Source organism: Aeromonas popoffii (assembly GCF_037818705.1).
Classification (GTDB): domain Bacteria; phylum Pseudomonadota; class Gammaproteobacteria; order Enterobacterales; family Aeromonadaceae; genus Aeromonas; species Aeromonas popoffii.
Genome location: NZ_CP149129.1, coordinates 3,658,823 through 3,676,587 on the forward strand (window position 1 = coordinate 3,658,823; position 17,765 = coordinate 3,676,587).

Annotated in this window: 8 protein-coding genes; 4 read left to right on the forward strand and 4 right to left on the reverse strand. The window is 59.4% G+C overall.

The genetic code is table 11. The features are described from left to right. Nucleotides 1-43: 43 nt before the first annotated feature. From WJM78_RS16730 to trhA, 3 genes are all read right to left on the reverse strand, one after another. Nucleotides 44-11,053 carry a retention module-containing protein gene (locus tag WJM78_RS16730; RefSeq protein WP_339010672.1) on the reverse strand — a complete coding sequence of 3,670 codons (11,010 nt, stop codon included), beginning with the start codon at nucleotides 11,051-11,053 and terminating at the stop codon, nucleotides 44-46. 228 nt (nucleotides 11,054-11,281) lie between these two features. After that, nucleotides 11,282-12,943 (reverse strand): putative transporter, encoded by a 1,662-nt coding sequence (locus WJM78_RS16735; protein ID WP_042038591.1) that lies wholly within the window; start codon nucleotides 12,941-12,943, stop codon nucleotides 11,282-11,284. 118 nt (nucleotides 12,944-13,061) lie between these two features. After that, on the reverse strand, nucleotides 13,062-13,697 hold the full coding sequence (gene trhA / locus WJM78_RS16740) for a PAQR family membrane homeostasis protein TrhA (RefSeq protein WP_339010677.1): 636 nt from the start codon (nucleotides 13,695-13,697) through the stop codon (nucleotides 13,062-13,064). A 213-nt stretch (nucleotides 13,698-13,910) separates the two neighbouring features. Here trhA and WJM78_RS16745 point away from each other — a divergent pair, with 213 nt between their 5' ends. The 3 genes from WJM78_RS16745 (at nucleotide 13,911) to WJM78_RS16755 (ending at nucleotide 16,404) form a co-directional block, all read left to right on the forward strand. Further along, nucleotides 13,911-15,416: an aminotransferase class V-fold PLP-dependent enzyme gene (locus WJM78_RS16745; protein WP_339015903.1), complete on the forward strand. Its 1,506-nt coding sequence runs from the start codon at nucleotides 13,911-13,913 to the stop codon at nucleotides 15,414-15,416. A 115-nt stretch (nucleotides 15,417-15,531) separates the two neighbouring features. Next, nucleotides 15,532-16,083 (forward strand): septation protein A, encoded by a 552-nt coding sequence (locus WJM78_RS16750; protein WP_287146781.1) that lies wholly within the window; start codon nucleotides 15,532-15,534, stop codon nucleotides 16,081-16,083. A gap of 24 nt (nucleotides 16,084-16,107) precedes the next feature. Further along, nucleotides 16,108-16,404 (forward strand): YciI family protein, encoded by a 297-nt coding sequence (locus tag WJM78_RS16755; protein WP_212514412.1) that lies wholly within the window; start codon nucleotides 16,108-16,110, stop codon nucleotides 16,402-16,404. Nucleotides 16,405-16,493: 89 nt separating this feature from the next. Here WJM78_RS16755 and cysQ read toward each other — a convergent pair whose 3' ends face one another. After that, nucleotides 16,494-17,264, reverse strand: a complete 771-nt coding sequence (gene cysQ / locus WJM78_RS16760) for a 3'(2'),5'-bisphosphate nucleotidase CysQ (protein WP_339010683.1) — start codon at nucleotides 17,262-17,264, stop codon at nucleotides 16,494-16,496. Nucleotides 17,265-17,431: 167 nt separating this feature from the next. On the opposite strand from cysQ, the gene WJM78_RS16765 reads away from it, so the two are divergent. Further along, on the forward strand, nucleotides 17,432-17,752 hold the full coding sequence (locus WJM78_RS16765) for a ComEA family DNA-binding protein (protein WP_042038584.1): 321 nt from the start codon (nucleotides 17,432-17,434) through the stop codon (nucleotides 17,750-17,752). Nucleotides 17,753-17,765 lie beyond the last annotated feature (13 nt).

A 17,765-nucleotide genomic window follows, 5' to 3' on the forward strand; every position in this document is an offset into this window, starting at 1 on the left:
AGCGGCAGATTGCTCTGCCGCTTGTTGCCCTGCCCTGACGGGATTACTTGTCGATATCCAGCAGATTGTTGCTCAGCATGTAGTCGATCACCTGAGAAGAGGTAGACGCCGTGCTGCCGGTGAGACTGTCGAACGTGTGGTTCATCAGCACTATCTCCTGAGTCACCGAAGCCGTGCTGGTCTCCTTGACCTGCAGATGCACACCCTCGCTGTCCTGGAACACAGAGAGCAGGCTCTTCAGATCGTTCTGGTTGCGGGAACCATCGTGATCCAGCAGATCGCTCAGATCCAGCTTGTCACCCTCAGCCTTGGAGAAGTCAACCACGTAATCCTTGGCGATGGAGCCTGCCGTAGTATCCCCTTGCTGCCAGGTGAAGATATCGGCTCCCGCATCCCCCTTGAGGATGTCGTTGCCCAGACCTCCGACCAGGATGTCGTTGCCCAGACCGCCACTCAGGGTGTCGTTGCCGGCGCCACCATACAGGGTATCGTTGCCGCTACCGCCGTACAGGGTATCGTTGCCGCTCTCACCATACAGGGTATCGTTGCCACTACCGCCGAACAGAATGTCGTTGCCGGCACCACCGAACAGGAAGTCGTCACCACCCTGACCAAACAGGATATCGTTGCCTTCTCCGCCAATCAGCACATCCGCCTTGTCATTGGTGGAGGACTGATCGAACTCGCTGGCGTGATCCGTGATGTAGTCATGAACCTGGGCATCGGTCACCGAACCGGCACTCAGCTTGCCGGCCACGTACTGCTTGATGGCCGCGTAGCCTTCTCCGTTGATGCCCGCGAAGTGAACCGCATCACCGAACAGGATATCGTCACCGGCACCACCATCGATCCTGTCACTGCCCGGCAGGTTGTTGACGGAAGTACCCAGGATGGCGTTGGCCAGATCAGAGGCGTTGACCCCAGTCTGAATCACGCCATCGGAGTCATAGGACTTGAGGTCGTTGTAGGAGATATTGGCTCCCAGGCCGATCGCCTCCACCGTGACCCCCATCCCCGTCAGCAGGGCAAAACCGGCGACGGAGTTGGTAATCGTAGTACTGGAGGTATTTCGGCCATCACCGTCCAGAGTCGAGTAGGTATAACCACCCAGACCATCAGGGCGTATGTAACCAATCGCGGATACCTTGCCTGAAGTATCGCTCTTGTACACGATGCCCTGTGCATCAATCACAGTGAAGTTACCGCTCTTGTATACCTGACCGGGTACATAGCCACTTTGCAGCAGCTGATTGAGATACACATCCTTGCTGTTGTTCGTGTAGTCATCAACCAGCGGATTGGAGCCTTCACTGCCCAAATAGTAAGTCGGCTTACCATCGGTAATGAAGTAAGTCAGGTTCTTGGCATTGCTGTTGCCCTGAGCGGTCGAACCGTTGAACCAGTTGGCCGTGGTCTTGAACACGTCCTCATAGTTGGTGCCGCCGCCATTGCTGGAGCTACCATCCATGCTGTCGAGAATGGCTTGCAGCTGGCTCAGGGCATTGCTGTCTTTCAGGTTCACACTGACCGACTTGTTGGCCAGGGTATCGAAGTCCACCAGGAAGATATTGACCGTCCCGGCGCCATCGGTACCGGCACTCGCCTTGAGGCTCGAGAAGACCTGTGCCAACTGGGCCTTGATGGTATTCATGGCGGTAGCACCGATACTGCCCGAGCTGTCGACCATAAAGGCGATGTTGTAGTTCTGGCCTGACAACACCACGCTGCCGTCCAGGTCGCCGACCACGATATTGTGCTCGCTGCCGTAAACACGGTTTTGATCGCCCGGCTCCCCTTCGGTGGAGAGGAAGTAGCTCATGCGGATCGAATCCTGATCCGATGCGCTGCTGGCCTGGTCGGTCACCACCTCCTTGGCGATGGCCTCCACCTTGAGGTCAAACTGACCCGCATTGCTGCCCGGCACCCGCAGGGTCAGACCGGTCAGCTTGACGTCCAGTGCGCTCTGGTTCCAGAGGCCGGTGAGCGTCAGCTTGCCATCCGCACCAACGGTGCCCAACACAGTGCCGCCCTGATACAGGGTCGCACCACTGGGCATGCCGCTCAGCACCAGGCTGTCGAGCTGTTCACTGCCATCCCGATCGGTAAGGGAAGCACTGATCTCGAGGGGATAATCCACCACGCTGGGCTGAACTGCCGTCAGGGTGCCATCGGTCTGATTGAACTGGTAGATACCGTCATCAAACTGAACCAGCTCGATATCGTAGAGCGACTTGCTGATGGTGGTGCCATTCTCCTTCACCAGGAAGTTGAAGCCACCATCACTTCTGCGCTCGATGACATAGTTGGCACGCGAGCCCATCAGCACGGCGAGGTCGGTACCGGCACCGCCATACAGGGTGTCACCACCCAGTCCGGCGACCAGAATATCGTTACCCACGCCGCCATCGAGTGTATCGCCCGAGACAGAATTGCCACCGACCAGAACGTCATTGCCCAGACCACCGACGAAGTAGTCGCCACCGCCCTTCACACTGACGATGTAGTCGTTGCCATTGCCGCCAACCACTTGATCCTGGCTGGCGGTGCTGTCGGTCAGGCTATTGTTGATCCCGAAGCTGCCTTTGTTGAAGTTGCCACTCTGGAACGCACCGGTCGAGATACCGGACGACGGATATTGGGTATAGAGCGGCACGCCATTGCCGGTCAGGCTGATATCCACCACCGGCTTGTCAGCCACGGCAGCGATGTCAATCACCAGCTTGCCTGAGTTGCTCAGGTTGGCACCGTCGCTGATCTGGTAACCCAGGCTGGCGTAGTCCCCTTGCTGGTTGCCCGTCGTCGCACCGTTGCCATTGACGGTACTGGTGCTGGATTCATTGAGACCGGGCACAAAGCGCAGATGGCCACTGTCGATATCGGCGTAGGAGATGAGATCTCCTGCCTTCACGGCAATCCACTGACCGGCCGCATTGAGATACTCCAGCTTGCCATTTTGCGGCAAGGTATTGATCTGCACGCTCAGATCAGACGCAGCCTGATCATCACTGGCACCAAACTGGGACCATTTCAGTACCAGCGGAGTGTCTTCCGTCCCGACACCGTGTCCACCCGTGGTCACAGGGGCACGGTCGTTGTCGATGATGGTACCTGTGCCGTTCTGGCCACCCACGGTCACCGTCAGGGTCTCGTTCGCCTCGACCAGGCGATCGTTCACTGTCGGTATGGTCACGGTAAAGCCGGATACCCCGGCCGGTACAGTGATCTTGCCGGTGGCGCTGTTGTAGATAACCCCATTGCTAAATTGGGCTGTGCCCCAATCAAGGTTGGAAGCCGGGTTGGTACCGCTGCCCCTGATGGCGAAGTCAAACTGGGTCGCCTCCTGGGTCGCGTCAGACAGCACCACCGTATGCAGCAGATTGCCGCCTTCCTCTGCGCTCTCGCTGGAAACCGACTGCACTATCGGAGTAAACAGCGGCTTGGTCGCGAAAGAGCCCAGGCTGGAATCGCCATCCGCATCCACCACCTTGATCTGGAAGTCGATATCACCGTCACCCAGTGGCCTGGACATGTTCTGGTACTGGAAGAACTCCCACTTGCCGGTGGCCGGGGTAAATTCCAGACGGAACACCAGGGTGCCATCGCTGGCCTTGCCTATCAGGGTATTGGCTGACTCCATGGTAGTGGTGATCAGCTTGCCGGTGGCCGTGGTCAATCCAGTCTCGTTGGAGCCGAGCAGCTGCATATAGCCCTTGCCATCAGCCCCCCACTGCGGAGTGACAGTGCCCGAACCGTAAGCGATGGCCGGTGCCGTGGTGGCACCGAGGAACTCTATGCTCTTCACCGTCAGGTCGCTGTTGTCCGAGGTATTGGTGTTGCCGTTATTGGTAGCCTTGATCACCATGGTGTCAAAGCCGCCTTGCTGCACCTGGAAGTTCTCGGCGTAATCGCCACTGGCCGCATTAGAGCTGAAGGTCTGAGTACCAATCAGCACACCAGCCCGGTAGAACTCGACCACGCCACTCTCCAGCTCACCACCGAACATCTGGTTGAACTTGATGTTGGCACCATAGGCAACCGTGCCCGGATCCAGCTTCACAATTAACTGCTCGGAGGCAGAGGTTCCGTTCGCGAAGTGACGGAAGTCTATCTCGTTGGCAATGTTGTGGTACGGCCCGGCCACGCTGGATACCCCCAACCCTGCATTGGAACCATTGACGCTGGCATCAATCAGAGTTGAGTTTGTTGCAGAGGTGAACCCCTTAGCTGTGATGGTAAAGCCAGCCAAATCGACCAGGGCCCTGTTGCCACTGAACTTGGTCAGATCAAATACCCCGATCAGCACATCTGGAATATTTGTCTTGGCAACAGAGACTGCTGCGGCATCGCCAGCGATCGGCGCATCATCCTCGACGGTGACATTCAGCTTACCTGTGGTCGTGCCCTTGCCATCGGAGACCTTGACGTCCAGCTGGAACGACAGGGAATCCTCCTGGCCCTTGACCGGGTGGTCAAGCGGCGCCTTGAGGGTCAGATCATAGGCCCAATCACCCTTGCCACTGGCGTTCGGTGCGGTCAGCTTGACCTCGACCACCGCCTTGTAGCCATCGCTACCCAGGGTACCGGTATAGCCAACCAGCGTCTTGCTACCAGCGTCCCAACTCCACTTCACCTCGGCGCCACCAGAGGTCAGCCCTGTCGGTCCGCCCAGTGAAACTGCCACGCTGCTGCTGTCCACGTCACCGACGGAGATAGTGCCGGACATGCTCTTGGCATCCGTGGTATCCGGGTTGCCACTGTTATCGGCGATGCCGTTGGGCAAGCCTTCTTCGGAAACAGTTGCGCCATTGGAGATAGACAGGGTTGGCAAATCATTGGTGCCGTTGATCACCACTGTCACTGTGTGACTGGTGCCATCCAAGCTCTTGACCACAAAGGTCTCGACCTTGGTTTCACCCTCGCCCAGGTACTGCACCTTGCTGTTGTCGACGTTGTAGCTCCAGGTGCCGTTCTCGGCGATGGACAGGTTGCCCAGTGCGCCATTGCTGGCCACGCCCGCCCCGACCACAAACTTGGCCTGACCCTGATCTGCATCGCTCACGGTCAGCACGCCCGTGTCGGTCAGCTTGCCACTCACCACATTCAGATCTTCGATCACCGCACCCCGGTCATCCCCCGCCACCACGGCACCGTCATTGACGCCGGTGATGGTGATGGTCACGGTGTGCGTGGTGCCATCCACTGACAGCACGGTGAAGCTCTCGACACGGGTTTCACCCAGGCCCAGGTACTGCACCTTGCTGTTGTCGACGTTGTAGCTCCAGGTGCCGTTCTCGGCGATGGACAGGCTGCCCAGCGCGCCATTGCTGGCCACGCCGTTGCCCACCACAAACTTGGCCTGCCCCTGGTCCGCATCGCTCACGGTCAGCACGCCCGTGTCGGTCAGCTTGCCACTCACCACATTCAGATCTTCGGTCACCGCACCCCGGTCATCCCCCGCCACCACGGCACCGTCATTGACGCCGGTGATGGTGATGGTCACGGTGTGCGTGGTGCCATCCACCGACTGCACGGTGAAGCTCTCGACACGGGTTTCACCCAGGCCCAGGTACTGCACCTTGCTGTTGTCGACGTTGTAGCTCCAAGTGCCGTTCTCGGCGATGGACAGGCTGCCCAGTGCGCCATTGCTGGCCACGCCGTTGCCCACCACAAACTTGGCCTGACCCTGGTCCGCATCGCTCACGGTCAGCACGCCCGTGTCGGTCAGCTTGCCACTCACCACATTCAGATCTTCGGTCACCGCACCCCGGTCATCCCCCGCCACCACGGCACCATCATTGACGCCGGTGATGGTGATGGTCACGGTGTGCGTGGTGCCATCCACTGACTGCACGGTGAAGCTCTCGACACGGGTTTCACCCAGGCCCAGGTACTGCACCTTGCTGTTGTCGACGTTGTAGCTCCAGGTACCGCCTTCGGTGATGGACAGGCTGCCCAGCGCACCATTGCTGGCCACGCCGTTGCCCGCCACAAACTTGGCCTGCCCCTGGTCCGCATCGCTCACGGTCAGCACGCCCGTGTCGGTCAGCTTGCCACTCACCACATTCAGATCTTCGGTCACCGCACCCCGGTCATCCCCCGCCACCACGGCACCGTCATTGACGCCGGTGATGGTGATGGTCACGGTGTGCGTGGTGCCATCCACTGACTGCACGGTGAAGCTCTCGACACGGGTTTCACCCAGGCCCAGGTACTGCACCTTGCTGTTGTCGACGTTGTAGCTCCAGGTGCCGTTCTCGGCGATGGACAGGCTGCCCAGCGCACCATTGCTGGCCACGCCGTTGCCCGCCACAAACTTGGCCTGCCCCTGGTCCGCATCGCTCACGGTCAGCACGCCTGTGTCGGTCAGCTTGCCACTCACCACATTCAGATCTTCGGTCACCGCACCCCGGTCATCCCCCGCCACCACGGCACCGTCATTGACGCCGGTGATGGTGATGGTGACGGTATGCTCGGTGCCATCCAGGCTCTTGACCACAAAGGTCTCGACCTTGGTTTCACCCTCGCCCAGGTACTGCACGTCGCCGTTGGCCACGTTGTAAGTCCACTCACCGCCTTCGGTGATGGTCAGGCTGCCCAGCGCATTGGCACTCGGGGTACCGTTGCCGGCAATGAACTTGGCTTCGTCAGCGCCGTCCACATCGGTCACGCTCAGGCTGCCGGTCTCGGTCAGCGTCGGGGTAGCGTCGTCTTCAGTGACACCGCCTTTATCGTTGCCGCTGATCACCGCGCTGTCGTTGACGCCGGTAATGGTGATGGTGACGGTATGCTCGGTGCCGTCCAGGCTCTTGACCACAAAGGTCTCGACCTTGGTTTCGCCCTCGCCCAGGTACTGCACCTTGCTGTTGTCGACGTTGTAAGTCCACTCACCGCCTTCGGTGATGGTCAGGCTGCCCAGCGCGCCATTGCTGGCCACGCCGTTGCCGGCCACAAATTTGGCCTCATCGGCGCCATCCACGTCGGTCACGCTCAGGCTGCCGGTCTCGGTCAGAGTCGGGGTAGCGTCGTCTTCAGTGACGCCACCTTTATCGTTGCCGCTGATCACCGCGCTGTCGTTGACGCCGGTAATGGTGATGGTGACGGTATGCTCGGTGCCATCCAGGCTCTTGACCACAAAGGTCTCGACCTTAGTTTCACCCTCGCCCAGGTACTGCACGTCGCCGTTGGCCACGTTGTAAGTCCACTCACCGCCTTCGGTGATGGTCAGGCTGCCCAGTGCATTGGCACTCGGGGTACCGTTGCCGGCAATGAACTTGGCTTCGTCAGCGCCGTCCACGTCGGTCACGCTCAGGCTGCCGGTCTCGGTCAGCGTCGGGGTACTTTCGTCTTCAGTGACACCGCCTTTATCGTTGCCGCTGATCACCGCGCTGTCGTTGACGCCGGTAATGGTGATGGTGACGGTATGCTCGGTGCCATCCAGGCTCTTGACCACAAAGGTCTCGACCTTGGTTTCACCCTCGCCCAGGTACTGCACCTTGCTGTTGTCGACGTTGTAAGTCCAGGCACCGCCTTCGGTGATGGTCAGGCTGCCCAGTGCATTGGCACTCGGGGTACCGTTGCCGGCAATGAACTTGGCTTCGTCAGCGCCGTCCACATCGGTCACGCTCAGGCTGCCGGTCTCGGTCAGCGTCGGGGTAGCGTCGTCTTCAGTGACGCCACCTTTATCGTTGCCGCTGATCACCGCGCTGTCGTTGACGCCGGTAATGGTGATGGTGACGGTATGCTCGGTGCCATCCAGGCTCTTGACCACAAAGGTCTCGACCTTGGTTTCACCCTCGCCCAGGTACTGCACGTCGCCGTTGGCCACGTTGTAAGTCCAGGCACCGCCTTCGGTGATGGTCAGGCTGCCCAGCGCGCCATTGCTGGCCACGCCGTTGCCGGCCACAAATTTGGCCTCATCGGCGCCATCCACGTCGGTCACGCTCAGGCTGCCGGTCTCGGTCAGCGTCGGGGTAGCGTCGTCTTCAGTGACGCCACCTTTATCGTTGCCGCTGATCACCGCGCTGTCGTTGACGCCGGTAATGGTGATGGTGACGGTATGCTCGGTGCCATCCAGGCTCTTGACCACAAAGGTCTCGACCTTAGTTTCACCCTCGCCCAGGTACTGCACGTCGCCGTTGGCCACGTTGTAAGTCCACTCACCGCCTTCGGTGATGGTCAGGCTGCCCAGTGCATTGGCACTCGGGGTACCGTTGCCGGCAATGAACTTGGCCTCGTCGGCACCATCCACATCGGTCACGCTCAGGCTGCCGGTCTCGGTCAGCGTCGGGGTAGCGTCGTCTTCAGTGACACCGCCTTTATCGTTGCCGCTGATCACCGCGCTGTCGTTGACGCCGGTAATGGTGATGGTGACGGTATGCTCGGTGCCATCCAGGCTCTTGACCACAAAGGTCTCGACCTTGGTTTCACCCTCGCCCAGGTACTGCACGTCGCCGTTGGCCACGTTGTAAGTCCACTCACCGCCTTCGGTGATGGTCAGGCTGCCCAGTGCATTGGCACTCGGGGTACCGTTGCCGGCAATGAACTTGGCTTCGTCAGCGCCGTCCACGTCGGTCACGCTCAGGCTGCCGGTCTCGGTCAGCGTCGGGGTACTTTCGTCTTCAGTGACACCGCCTTTATCGTTGCCGCTGATCACCGCGCTGTCGTTGACGCCGGTAATGGTGATGGTGACGGTATGCTCGGTGCCATCCAGGCTCTTGACCACAAAGGTCTCGACCTTGGTTTCGCCCTCGCCCAGGTACTGCACGTCGCCGTTGGCCACGTTGTAAGTCCACTCACCGCCTTCGGTGATGGTCAGGCTGCCCAGTGCATTGGCACTCGGGGTACCGTTGCCGGCAATGAACTTGGCTTCGTCAGCGCCGTCCACGTCGGTCACGCTCAGGCTGCCGGTCTCGGTCAGCGTCGGGGTACTTTCGTCTTCAGTGACACCGCCTTTATCGTTGCCGCTGATCACCGCGCTGTCGTTGACGCCGGTAATGGTGATGGTGACGGTATGCTCGGTGCCATCCAGGCTCTTGACCACAAAGGTCTCGACCTTAGTTTCACCCTCGCCCAGGTACTGCACGTCGCCGTTGGCCACGTTGTAAGTCCACTCACCGCCTTCGGTGATGGTCAGGCTGCCCAGTGCATTGGCACTCGGGGTACCGTTGCCGGCAATGAACTTGGCTTCGTCAGCGCCGTCCACGTCGGTCACGCTCAGGCTGCCGGTCTCGGTCAGCGTCGGGGTACTTTCGTCTTCAGTGACACCGCCTTTATCGTTGCCGCTGATCACCGCGCTGTCGTTGACGCCGGTAATGGTGATGGTGACGGTATGCTCGGTGCCATCCAGGCTCTTGACCACAAAGGTCTCGACCTTGGTTTCGCCCTCGCCCAGGTACTGCACGTCGCCGTTGGCCACGTTGTAAGTCCACTCACCGCCTTCGGTGATGGTCAGGCTGCCCAGTGCATTGGCACTCGGGGTACCGTTGCCGGCAATGAACTTGGCTTCGTCAGCGCCGTCCACGTCGGTCACGCTCAGCACGCCACGGTCAGTCAGCACATCCGAGCTGGCATCTTCGGTCACGGCCCCGCTATCGGTGCCGGCAATGATGGCAGCATCATTGACCGGGTTGACAGTCCCGTTAACGCCGCCAGTGGCGCTATGCAAACCATCTGTAACTGTGTATTCGAACGAAATATTGCCATTGAAATCAGGAGAGGGTGTAAAGACCAACTGGCCGTTGGTCAGGGTAACGGACCCATTGTCAATCACCACCGAGCCACCTTCGGCAATGGCCTGGCCATTGATAGCGGTGATGCTGAGGCTATCTCCATCCAGGTCGGTGTCGTTGCCGAGTACGTTGATGGTGACTGTCCCATCCTCTTCCACTGTGAACTGGTCGTCCCCTGGCACAGGCGCGGCATTCACCACGCTGTTGTCAGTGCCCTTGGGAGAGGTGTTGCCAGCGGGATCGGTCAGGGTGGCATCCACTGTGATGGGGCCATTCACCGGCAGATCCGTGGTGGGAATGGTCAAAGTAACCTGCGTCTTGCCGATATCATCGGCGGTCAGGATGGAGCTGGAGTCAGGCACCCCATCCCCATTCCAGTCCACATCAAGGCGATCACCGACTTTGGCATCGGCTGGCAAACGTATGATGACATCCACGCCGTTCTCGCGCTCATTGGCGGTGATGACGTTGTCCGCACCATCCTGGATATCCACCAGAGGAGCAGATGGAGCCGTGCTGTCCACGCTGCCATCATCGGTGTCTGTGCCGGTGTTGCCGGCAGGATCTGTGACATTGGCGGTGACAGTGTAGGAGCCATCCGCCAGCGGTGTGGTGACATCAACGCTGAAGGTACCATCCGGATTGACGGTCGTGGTCAGAGTCTGTTGATTGCCATTAGCATCCGTAACCAGCAGGGTCACAGTGCTGCCTGCGGGGGCATCAGTGGTACCAGTCAGGGTCGGGGTCGTGTCATTGGTATTGTCCGGAGCAAAGACTGTGATCACCGGTGGCACCAAGTCGAACAGCTGATTTTCCTCACCCGCGAACGCATCGCCAATCACACCCGTGTCAGCCTGGGTGGCGGTATCAAATCCCGCTTCCGCTATGGTGGCATCGCCGGTACGCTCTATGGTGACGAAACCACCGTTACCGCTAGCGCCCGCCACACCGCCAATATTGCCGCCGCCTGCGGCAGCACCGCCGGCCGCCGCCGCTTCAAATGCCTTGGTCGGATCGGCTCCAGCCAGAATGGCTTGTTGCAGGGCCGCTATGTCATCGGGATTGCCGATCGGCACATTCTGGGCAAGCTGCAGCTCTTTAGACGTGTCATCCTCAGCCTGCTGCTCGTTGGTCGGGCTCAGGGTGAAAGTCTGATTGCCGCCCTTAAAGCTGGCGCCTTCAGGAGTGATCAGCACCGCATCCTTGGGCAGGATATCGCCTTCGGCGAGCGGCCTCTGGCTGCCATCTGCGGCGACCAGGTAAACCTTGCCTGTCAACTGGGTAACGACGACGTCCTGATCCAATGCGATATTGTGGCTGCTCATGTTCTCTCCTGAATCTCTATTGGCATGCAATATTCCACTGTCTAATGTGCCTGTGAACGACGCCAGAAACCAGTTAGAAAATTCGAATGGATAGCCTGATTTGAAGCTGGAACGGCCGGTTAAACAGGAGAGTTAATGACGGGGGGAATAAATCAATAAAATAAATATTATCAATATCTTGCATTTAGATGACGGGAGCGCATGGCTGTGTTCCCGTCCAGGTCATGATCAGGCGCCCGCCCACAATAAAATGGCGAGCAACTGGGGGGAGATAATCCGCAGGAACATCACCAAAGGGTAAACAGTGGCATACGACAAGGCGCTGGCGCCACTGGTGGGATGCATACCGTTGGCAAACGCCAGGGCGGGAGGATCCGTCATGGAACCGGCCAGCAATCCGCACAGGGTGAGATAGTTCATCTTGCCATACAGGCGGGCCAGCACACCGACCACCAGCAACGGGATCAGGGTGATTGCCATGCCGTACATCATCCAGGCCGGACCATCGCCGTTGATCAGGGTGTCGATGAAACCGGCGCCTGACTTGAAGCCCACCACGGCCAGAAATAGTACTATGCCGATCTCCCGCAGCGCCAGGTTGGCGCTCGGTGGCATGAACCAGTAGAGCTTGCCGATGCTGCCGATCCGCGACAGGATCAGTGCCACCACCAGCGGGCCGCCCGCCAGACCCAGCTTGAGTGCCGCCGGGAACCCGGGTAGATAGAAGGGGATAGAACCGAGCAGCACGCCAAGACCAATGCCGATGAACACAGGCAGCATCTGCACCTGCTGCAGTTTTTGCTGCACATTGCCCACCACATTGGTCACCGCTTCGATGGCGTCGAGTCGCCCCACCAGATTGAGGATGTCACCAAACTGCAGACTGGTCTGACTGGTCGGCACCAGCTCGATACCGGCCCGATTGAGGCGCGAGATGACCACATCGTACTTCTGCTTGATGTCGAGATCGCGGATCTTCTTGCCGAGCACCTGCTCGTTGGTCACCACCACCCGCTCCACCCGCAGATCGGTGCCTCGGGTCGAGAGCGAGGTATCCACCTCCTCCCCCAGCACCAGCAGCACCTTGTGCAACGCATGCCGTTCACCCACCAGGTGCAACAGGTCGCCGAGTTCGATGCGCGAGTCCGGCCGCGGCACCATCAGCTCATCGCCGCGCTTGAGGCGGGAACAGATGACATCGGCTTCGTCCAGGCTCGGGATCTCCCCCAGCATCAGCCCGTGCATGTTGGGGTTGCGCACCGCGATGTTGATGGTCTGCAGGCTCTCCTTGGTCTTGCCGGCTTGTTGCTCGAACTGGGCTGCTTCTTCGTCGATCTTGATGCGAAAAAACATGCGAATGAGCCACATGGTGAGCAGAATGCCGCAGATGCCGAACGGATAGGCGACGGCATACCCCATGCCCATCAAGCCGGTCGAACCGGGCGCGGCGCCAAGCTCGGCCAGGATCTGCTGACCCGCACCAAGGGAAGGCGTGTTGGTCACGGCGCCGGAGAATACCCCCAGGATCACTGGCAGCGGCACGTCAAACAGTTGATGCAGCGCAGCCGCGACCAAGCAGCCAAGCAGCACCAGCAGGGCGGCGAAGCCGTTCAGCTTGAGGCCAGAACTGCGCAGGGAGGAGAAGAAGCCGGGACCGACCTGGATACCTATGGTGTAGACAAACAGGATAAGGCCGAACTCCTGAATGAAGTGCAGAGTTTGTTCATCCAGTGCGAGACCGGAGAGGCCGGCGAAGTGGCCCACGATGATGCCACCAAATAGCACACCTCCGATCCCCAAGCCAACGCCATAGACTCGCCAGTTGCCCAGCCAGAGCCCCAGCACTGCCACCAGCGACAACATGCTGATGGAAAGCGCGATATCACTCATTTCGTGCATCCTTTGCGAATTGAACTGTCCTTAGCTTGTCAGCAAACGCCGACGCCAACTGTGTGATACCGCACGAATTTATCCTTTTGAGCGGCAATATATACCAATTAAGGGCTAGTTAAGCGACATAACCATAAATGGCCATAAAGTGACAAACACTGCCACCCAACACAAACAGATGCCAGATGGCGTGGTTATAAGGGATCTGCCTGGCCACATAGAAGATGACCCCAAGGCTGTAGATGAGACCACCGAGCCCGAGCAGCAGCAAGCCTTCACCCTCCAGATGGAGGTAAAGCTGATAAATGACCACCAGCGACAACCAGCCCAGCATCAAGTAGGTAAACAGCGACAACTTCTTGAAGCGATTGATGAAGAGCAACTTGAACACCACCCCCGCCAGTGCCAGCGCCCAGATCACCACCATCAGTCCCTGGGCCAGCGGGGTACCGAGCGCCACCAGCAGGAAAGGGGTATAGGTCCCGGCGATCAGCAGATAGATGGCGCAGTGATCAAACACCTTGCACCAGCGCCTCGCGGCCCCTTCAGCCATGCTGTGATACAGGGTCGAGGCGAGATAGAGCAGCACCAGACTGCCGCCATAGAGGCTATAGCTGATGAGCGCCTGGGTGCCCTGCTCCCAGCCCTTGTTCAACAACAAGATCAATCCCAGGATCCCGAACACCAGCCCCAAGCCGTGGCTGAGGCGATTGGCCAACTCCTCGCGGGAAGAATAATCCGTCACACTGCTCATTGCATACTCCTGCCCAAACTGGGCTCACTCTAGCCGCCGCCATTTCAGAGTACAAGTGTTAGCTTAAATAGGATGGGATCTGATTTGGCCAGCGCTCATGGCTGTCACCCGTTTGCCTTTGGTGTATGCTCTGCGGCCGATGCCCACGTAGCTGTTGCCGCCACGGCGGCTCACCACACAGTGGCTACCTGGCAACCCGGTCTGGAGAACCTGATGAAGTTGACTGAGCTGTTTACACAACCGGATGCAGCCTTTGGCGACGCAATGAGCGCCATGCTGGCACAATTTCACCACTCGGATGACAGTCAGGCCCCCTACCAGCGCGACCAGTTCACCCACCAGCTTGATCAATCCCGCATGCCTGCGGTCGGCCTCTCCATCGAACACTATCTGGCGCGGCTGGCCACCCTGGTGCCCGGCGCCTCTCACCTCACCTCGCCACGCTACATGGGCCACATGACGGCGCCACTACCGGCCTATACCGCCGAGCTGTCGCGTCTGCTGGTGATGCTGAACCAGAATCCGATGAAGATGGAATCCTCCCGCCTGCTCAGCTTTCTGGAGCGGGAGGTGCTGGCCAAGCTGCACCGCCTCATCTATGGCATGAACGATGCTTTCTACGGCGAGCAGATGCATGCCAAGGATGCCGCCCTCGGCGTCATGACCAGCGGCGGCACCATCGCCAACGTCACGGCGCTGTGGCTGGCCCGCAACCGCGCCTGCGGCGACAACCTGTTCGCCCTCTATGAGCAGGGTTATCGCGGCGCTGTCATTCTGGGTTCCCGGCTGATGCACTACTCCTTCGACAAGGGGATGGACCTGCTGGGACTGGGGGCGCACAGTGTATGGCGTCTTGAAACCGACGAGCAGAACCGGCTCAGTCTGGCTGCGCTGGAGCAAGCGCTGATCCAGTGCAAGGAACAGAAACTCAAAGTGCTGGCACTGATTGGCGTGGCGGGTAGCACCGACTTTGGCTCCATCGATCCGCTGCCGGAGCTGGCGGCCATCGCCGAGCGCGAGCAGATCCATTTTCATGTGGATGCCGCCTGGGGTGGCCCGACCCTGTTTTCGCCCCGTTATCAGAACCTGCTGACCGGCATTGAGCGGGCCGACACCGTCACGCTGGATGGTCACAAGCAACTGATGGTTCCGATCGGCACCGGCATGCTGCTCTGCCGCCAGCCCGATCTGATGATGGCGGTCAAGCGGGAGGCACCCTACGCCATCCGTGCCACCTCGTTTGATCAAGGCCGCTTTACCCTGGAGGGCACCCGCCCCGCCAATGCGCTCTATCTGGATGCCGCCTTCCAGCTGTTTGGCCAGCAGGGTTACGCCCATCTCATCGAGGCCAACTACGACCGTGCCCGGCTGATGGCAGCGCTCATCGAAAGCGATCCTGCCTTCGAGCTGATGTCGGCACCGGTGATGAACCTGCTCTCCTACCGCTGCATTCCCCCTCATCTGCAGGGCAAGGCGCTGAACGAAGCAGCCAATGCGCAGATCAACGACTTCAACGTCGCCCTGCAAAAAGCCCAGCGGGCCGAGGGGCACAGCTTTGTCTCCCGCACCCAGCGGGCGGTGGGGCGCTACGGCGCCCAGCCGCTCACCCTGCTGCGCGCCGTACTGCTCAACCCGCTTATCGAAGAGCGCCACATCCGCGAGCTACTGGCGGATCAAAAACGGTTGGGCGAGCCCCTTGCCCGCCAGCTATTTGGCTAGCGCCGCATCAGGGAACGGGACGTAAAATGGGCGGTCTTATTCATTTGCCGTTGCCCATCGGGCAGGTAAACTGGACAAAATTTTGAGGTCTACTCTTGAGGGCTACGCGCCAGACATGAAGCAATTTATTGAATTTATTCCACTTATCGTTTTCTTCGCGGTCTACAAGTTCTACGACATCTACACGGCCACCGGCGCCCTGGTCGTGGTGACCGGTCTGCAACTCATCTACAGCTGGGTGCGTTATCGCAAGGTCGAGAAAATGCAGCTCTTCACCTTCATCTTGGTCGGCTTCTTCGGCGGCCTCACCGTCTTCTTCCACGATGACACCTTCATCAAGTGGAAAGTGACCATCATCAATGTGCTGTTCGCGCTTGGTCTGCTCATCAGCCGCTACGGCTTTGGCAAGAACCTGATCAAACAGATGCTGGCCAAGGAGCTGCAAGCCCCCGATGCCGTCTGGGACAAGGTCAACCTCGGCTGGGTTGGCTTCTTTACCGTCTGTGGCCTGCTCAACCTCTACGTGGCTTTCAACATGCCGCAAGAGATGTGGGTCAACTTCAAGGTGTTCGGCCTGCTGGGGATGACGCTGGTCTTTACCCTGCTGAGCGGCGTCTATCTCTACCGCCACATCCCTGCCGAACAAAAGAACGAGCTGAAAAAATAACCATCATCAGAAAAGGATCCTCTCATGTGGTATCTCATCTACTCCGAAGATGTCCCTAATAGCCTGCCACTGCGCAAGCAGGTTCGCCCTGCCCACTTGGCCCGGCTGCAAGCGCTGCAGGATGAAGGGCGCCTGCTGACCGCCGGCCCCAACCCGGCTATCGATGCCGACGATCCGGCCGATGCGGGCTTTACCGGCAGTACCGTCATCGCCGAGTTTGCCTCGCAGGCTGACGCCAAAGCCTGGGCCGATGCCGACCCCTATGTGGCGGCCGGTGTCTACGCCAAGGTGACCATCAAACCGTTCAAAAAGGTGTTCTAACAGAACGCCATTCCCAAGATGCAAAGAGGCCGGACGCTGGTGTTCAACCAAGTCCGGCCTCTTTCTATTCTATGGTATCACAAGCGGGCTTACGCCCGGGCAACAAACCAGGGGTTGAGGATGTCAGGCTTGTTGTACGCAAGGGGTAAACCATCGAGTTGAGTCACGCTGCCTCCGGCCCCTTCCAGCACAGCCTGAGCCGCGCCGGTATCCCACTCGCAAGTCGGAGCAAGGCGCGGATAGAGCTCCGCGCCCCCCTCGGCGATGATGCAGAACTTGAGGGAGCTGCCCATGGAGACCAGCTCAATCTCGCCCCGCCCTATATCCCCGAAGCGAGCCAGATAGTCGAGAGTCTCCTGCGACAGGTGGTTGCGGCTGCCCACCACCCGCCACGCCGTTCCTTCCCGATGAGGCTGAGTCTGGATGGACTCACGCTTGCCATCGGCCACCCGCCAGGCCCCGCCCCCTTTTCCGCCATACCAGAGCCTGTCCAGCACGGGGGCATAGACCAGGCCCCACAGCGGCTTGCCATCCTCGATCAGCGCGATATTGACGGTGAACTCGCCGTTGCGGGAGACAAACTCCCTGGTACCGTCGAGCGGGTCCACAAGCCAGTAGCGTGACCAGCCACGGCGCAACCCCATCACCTCGGGACCAGACTCTTCCGACAGCACAGGGATATCGGGGGTGAGCCGTGCCAACGCTTGCACGATCACCTCGTGAGCCCCCTTGTCGGCAGCCGTGAGCGGGCTCTCGTCGCTTTTGTACTCCACCGTAAAAGGCTGACTATAGATGGCCATGATGGCGTCACCGGCGGCGCGGGCTATGGGCTCTAGCTCGGAAATTGCAGGGAAAAACATCGAAAAGACATCCTGGTCAAATGGTTAGCACAGTGTACCCATTTTGGAATGGCATGGGTTATAGCCGATTTAGCTGAGTTATAACCCTGTCACATCTGACAGACAAAAAATGGCGTAACTCGGCTAATTCTCAATAGCAACCCCACACAACACAAGGACGTGAAGCCATGAACTACAAGACCCTGACCGCCACCCTGCTGCTGAGCTGCCTGCCCCTGCTGAGCCAGCCTCTGCTGGCTGCTGACAAGCCGGTTGCCAAGCCAGCCACCACAGTCACCACCGCAAAGGAGAGCGGCAAGGTGAACCTGAATACGGCGAACATCAATGAGTTAACTGCCCTCAAGGGGATCGGCGAGAAGAAGGCCCAAGCTATCGTCGATTTTCGCGAGAAGCAGGGCAAGTTCACCACGGTCGACCAACTGGCCGATGTCAGTGGCATAGGGCCGGCAACCCTGGAAGCAAATCGGGACATGATCATCGTCAAGTAACCGCTTGGGACCT

Excerpts from the sequence above, each read along its gene's own strand:
- cysQ (WP_339010683.1), bottom strand. The coding sequence starts at position 17,264 with ATGTTTTTCCCTGCAATTTCCGAGCTAGAGCCCATAGCCCGCGCCGCC.
- trhA (WP_339010677.1), bottom strand. The coding sequence starts at position 13,697 with ATGAGCAGTGTGACGGATTATTCTTCCCGCGAGGAGTTGGCCAATCGC.
- WJM78_RS16765 (WP_042038584.1), top strand. The coding sequence starts at position 17,432 with ATGAACTACAAGACCCTGACCGCCACCCTGCTGCTGAGCTGCCTGCCC.
- WJM78_RS16755 (WP_212514412.1), top strand. The coding sequence starts at position 16,108 with ATGTGGTATCTCATCTACTCCGAAGATGTCCCTAATAGCCTGCCACTG.
- WJM78_RS16735 (WP_042038591.1), bottom strand. The coding sequence starts at position 12,943 with ATGAGTGATATCGCGCTTTCCATCAGCATGTTGTCGCTGGTGGCAGTG.
- WJM78_RS16745 (WP_339015903.1), top strand. The coding sequence starts at position 13,911 with ATGAAGTTGACTGAGCTGTTTACACAACCGGATGCAGCCTTTGGCGAC.
- WJM78_RS16750 (WP_287146781.1), top strand. The coding sequence starts at position 15,532 with ATGAAGCAATTTATTGAATTTATTCCACTTATCGTTTTCTTCGCGGTC.
- WJM78_RS16730 (WP_339010672.1), bottom strand. The coding sequence starts at position 11,053 with ATGAGCAGCCACAATATCGCATTGGATCAGGACGTCGTCGTTACCCAG.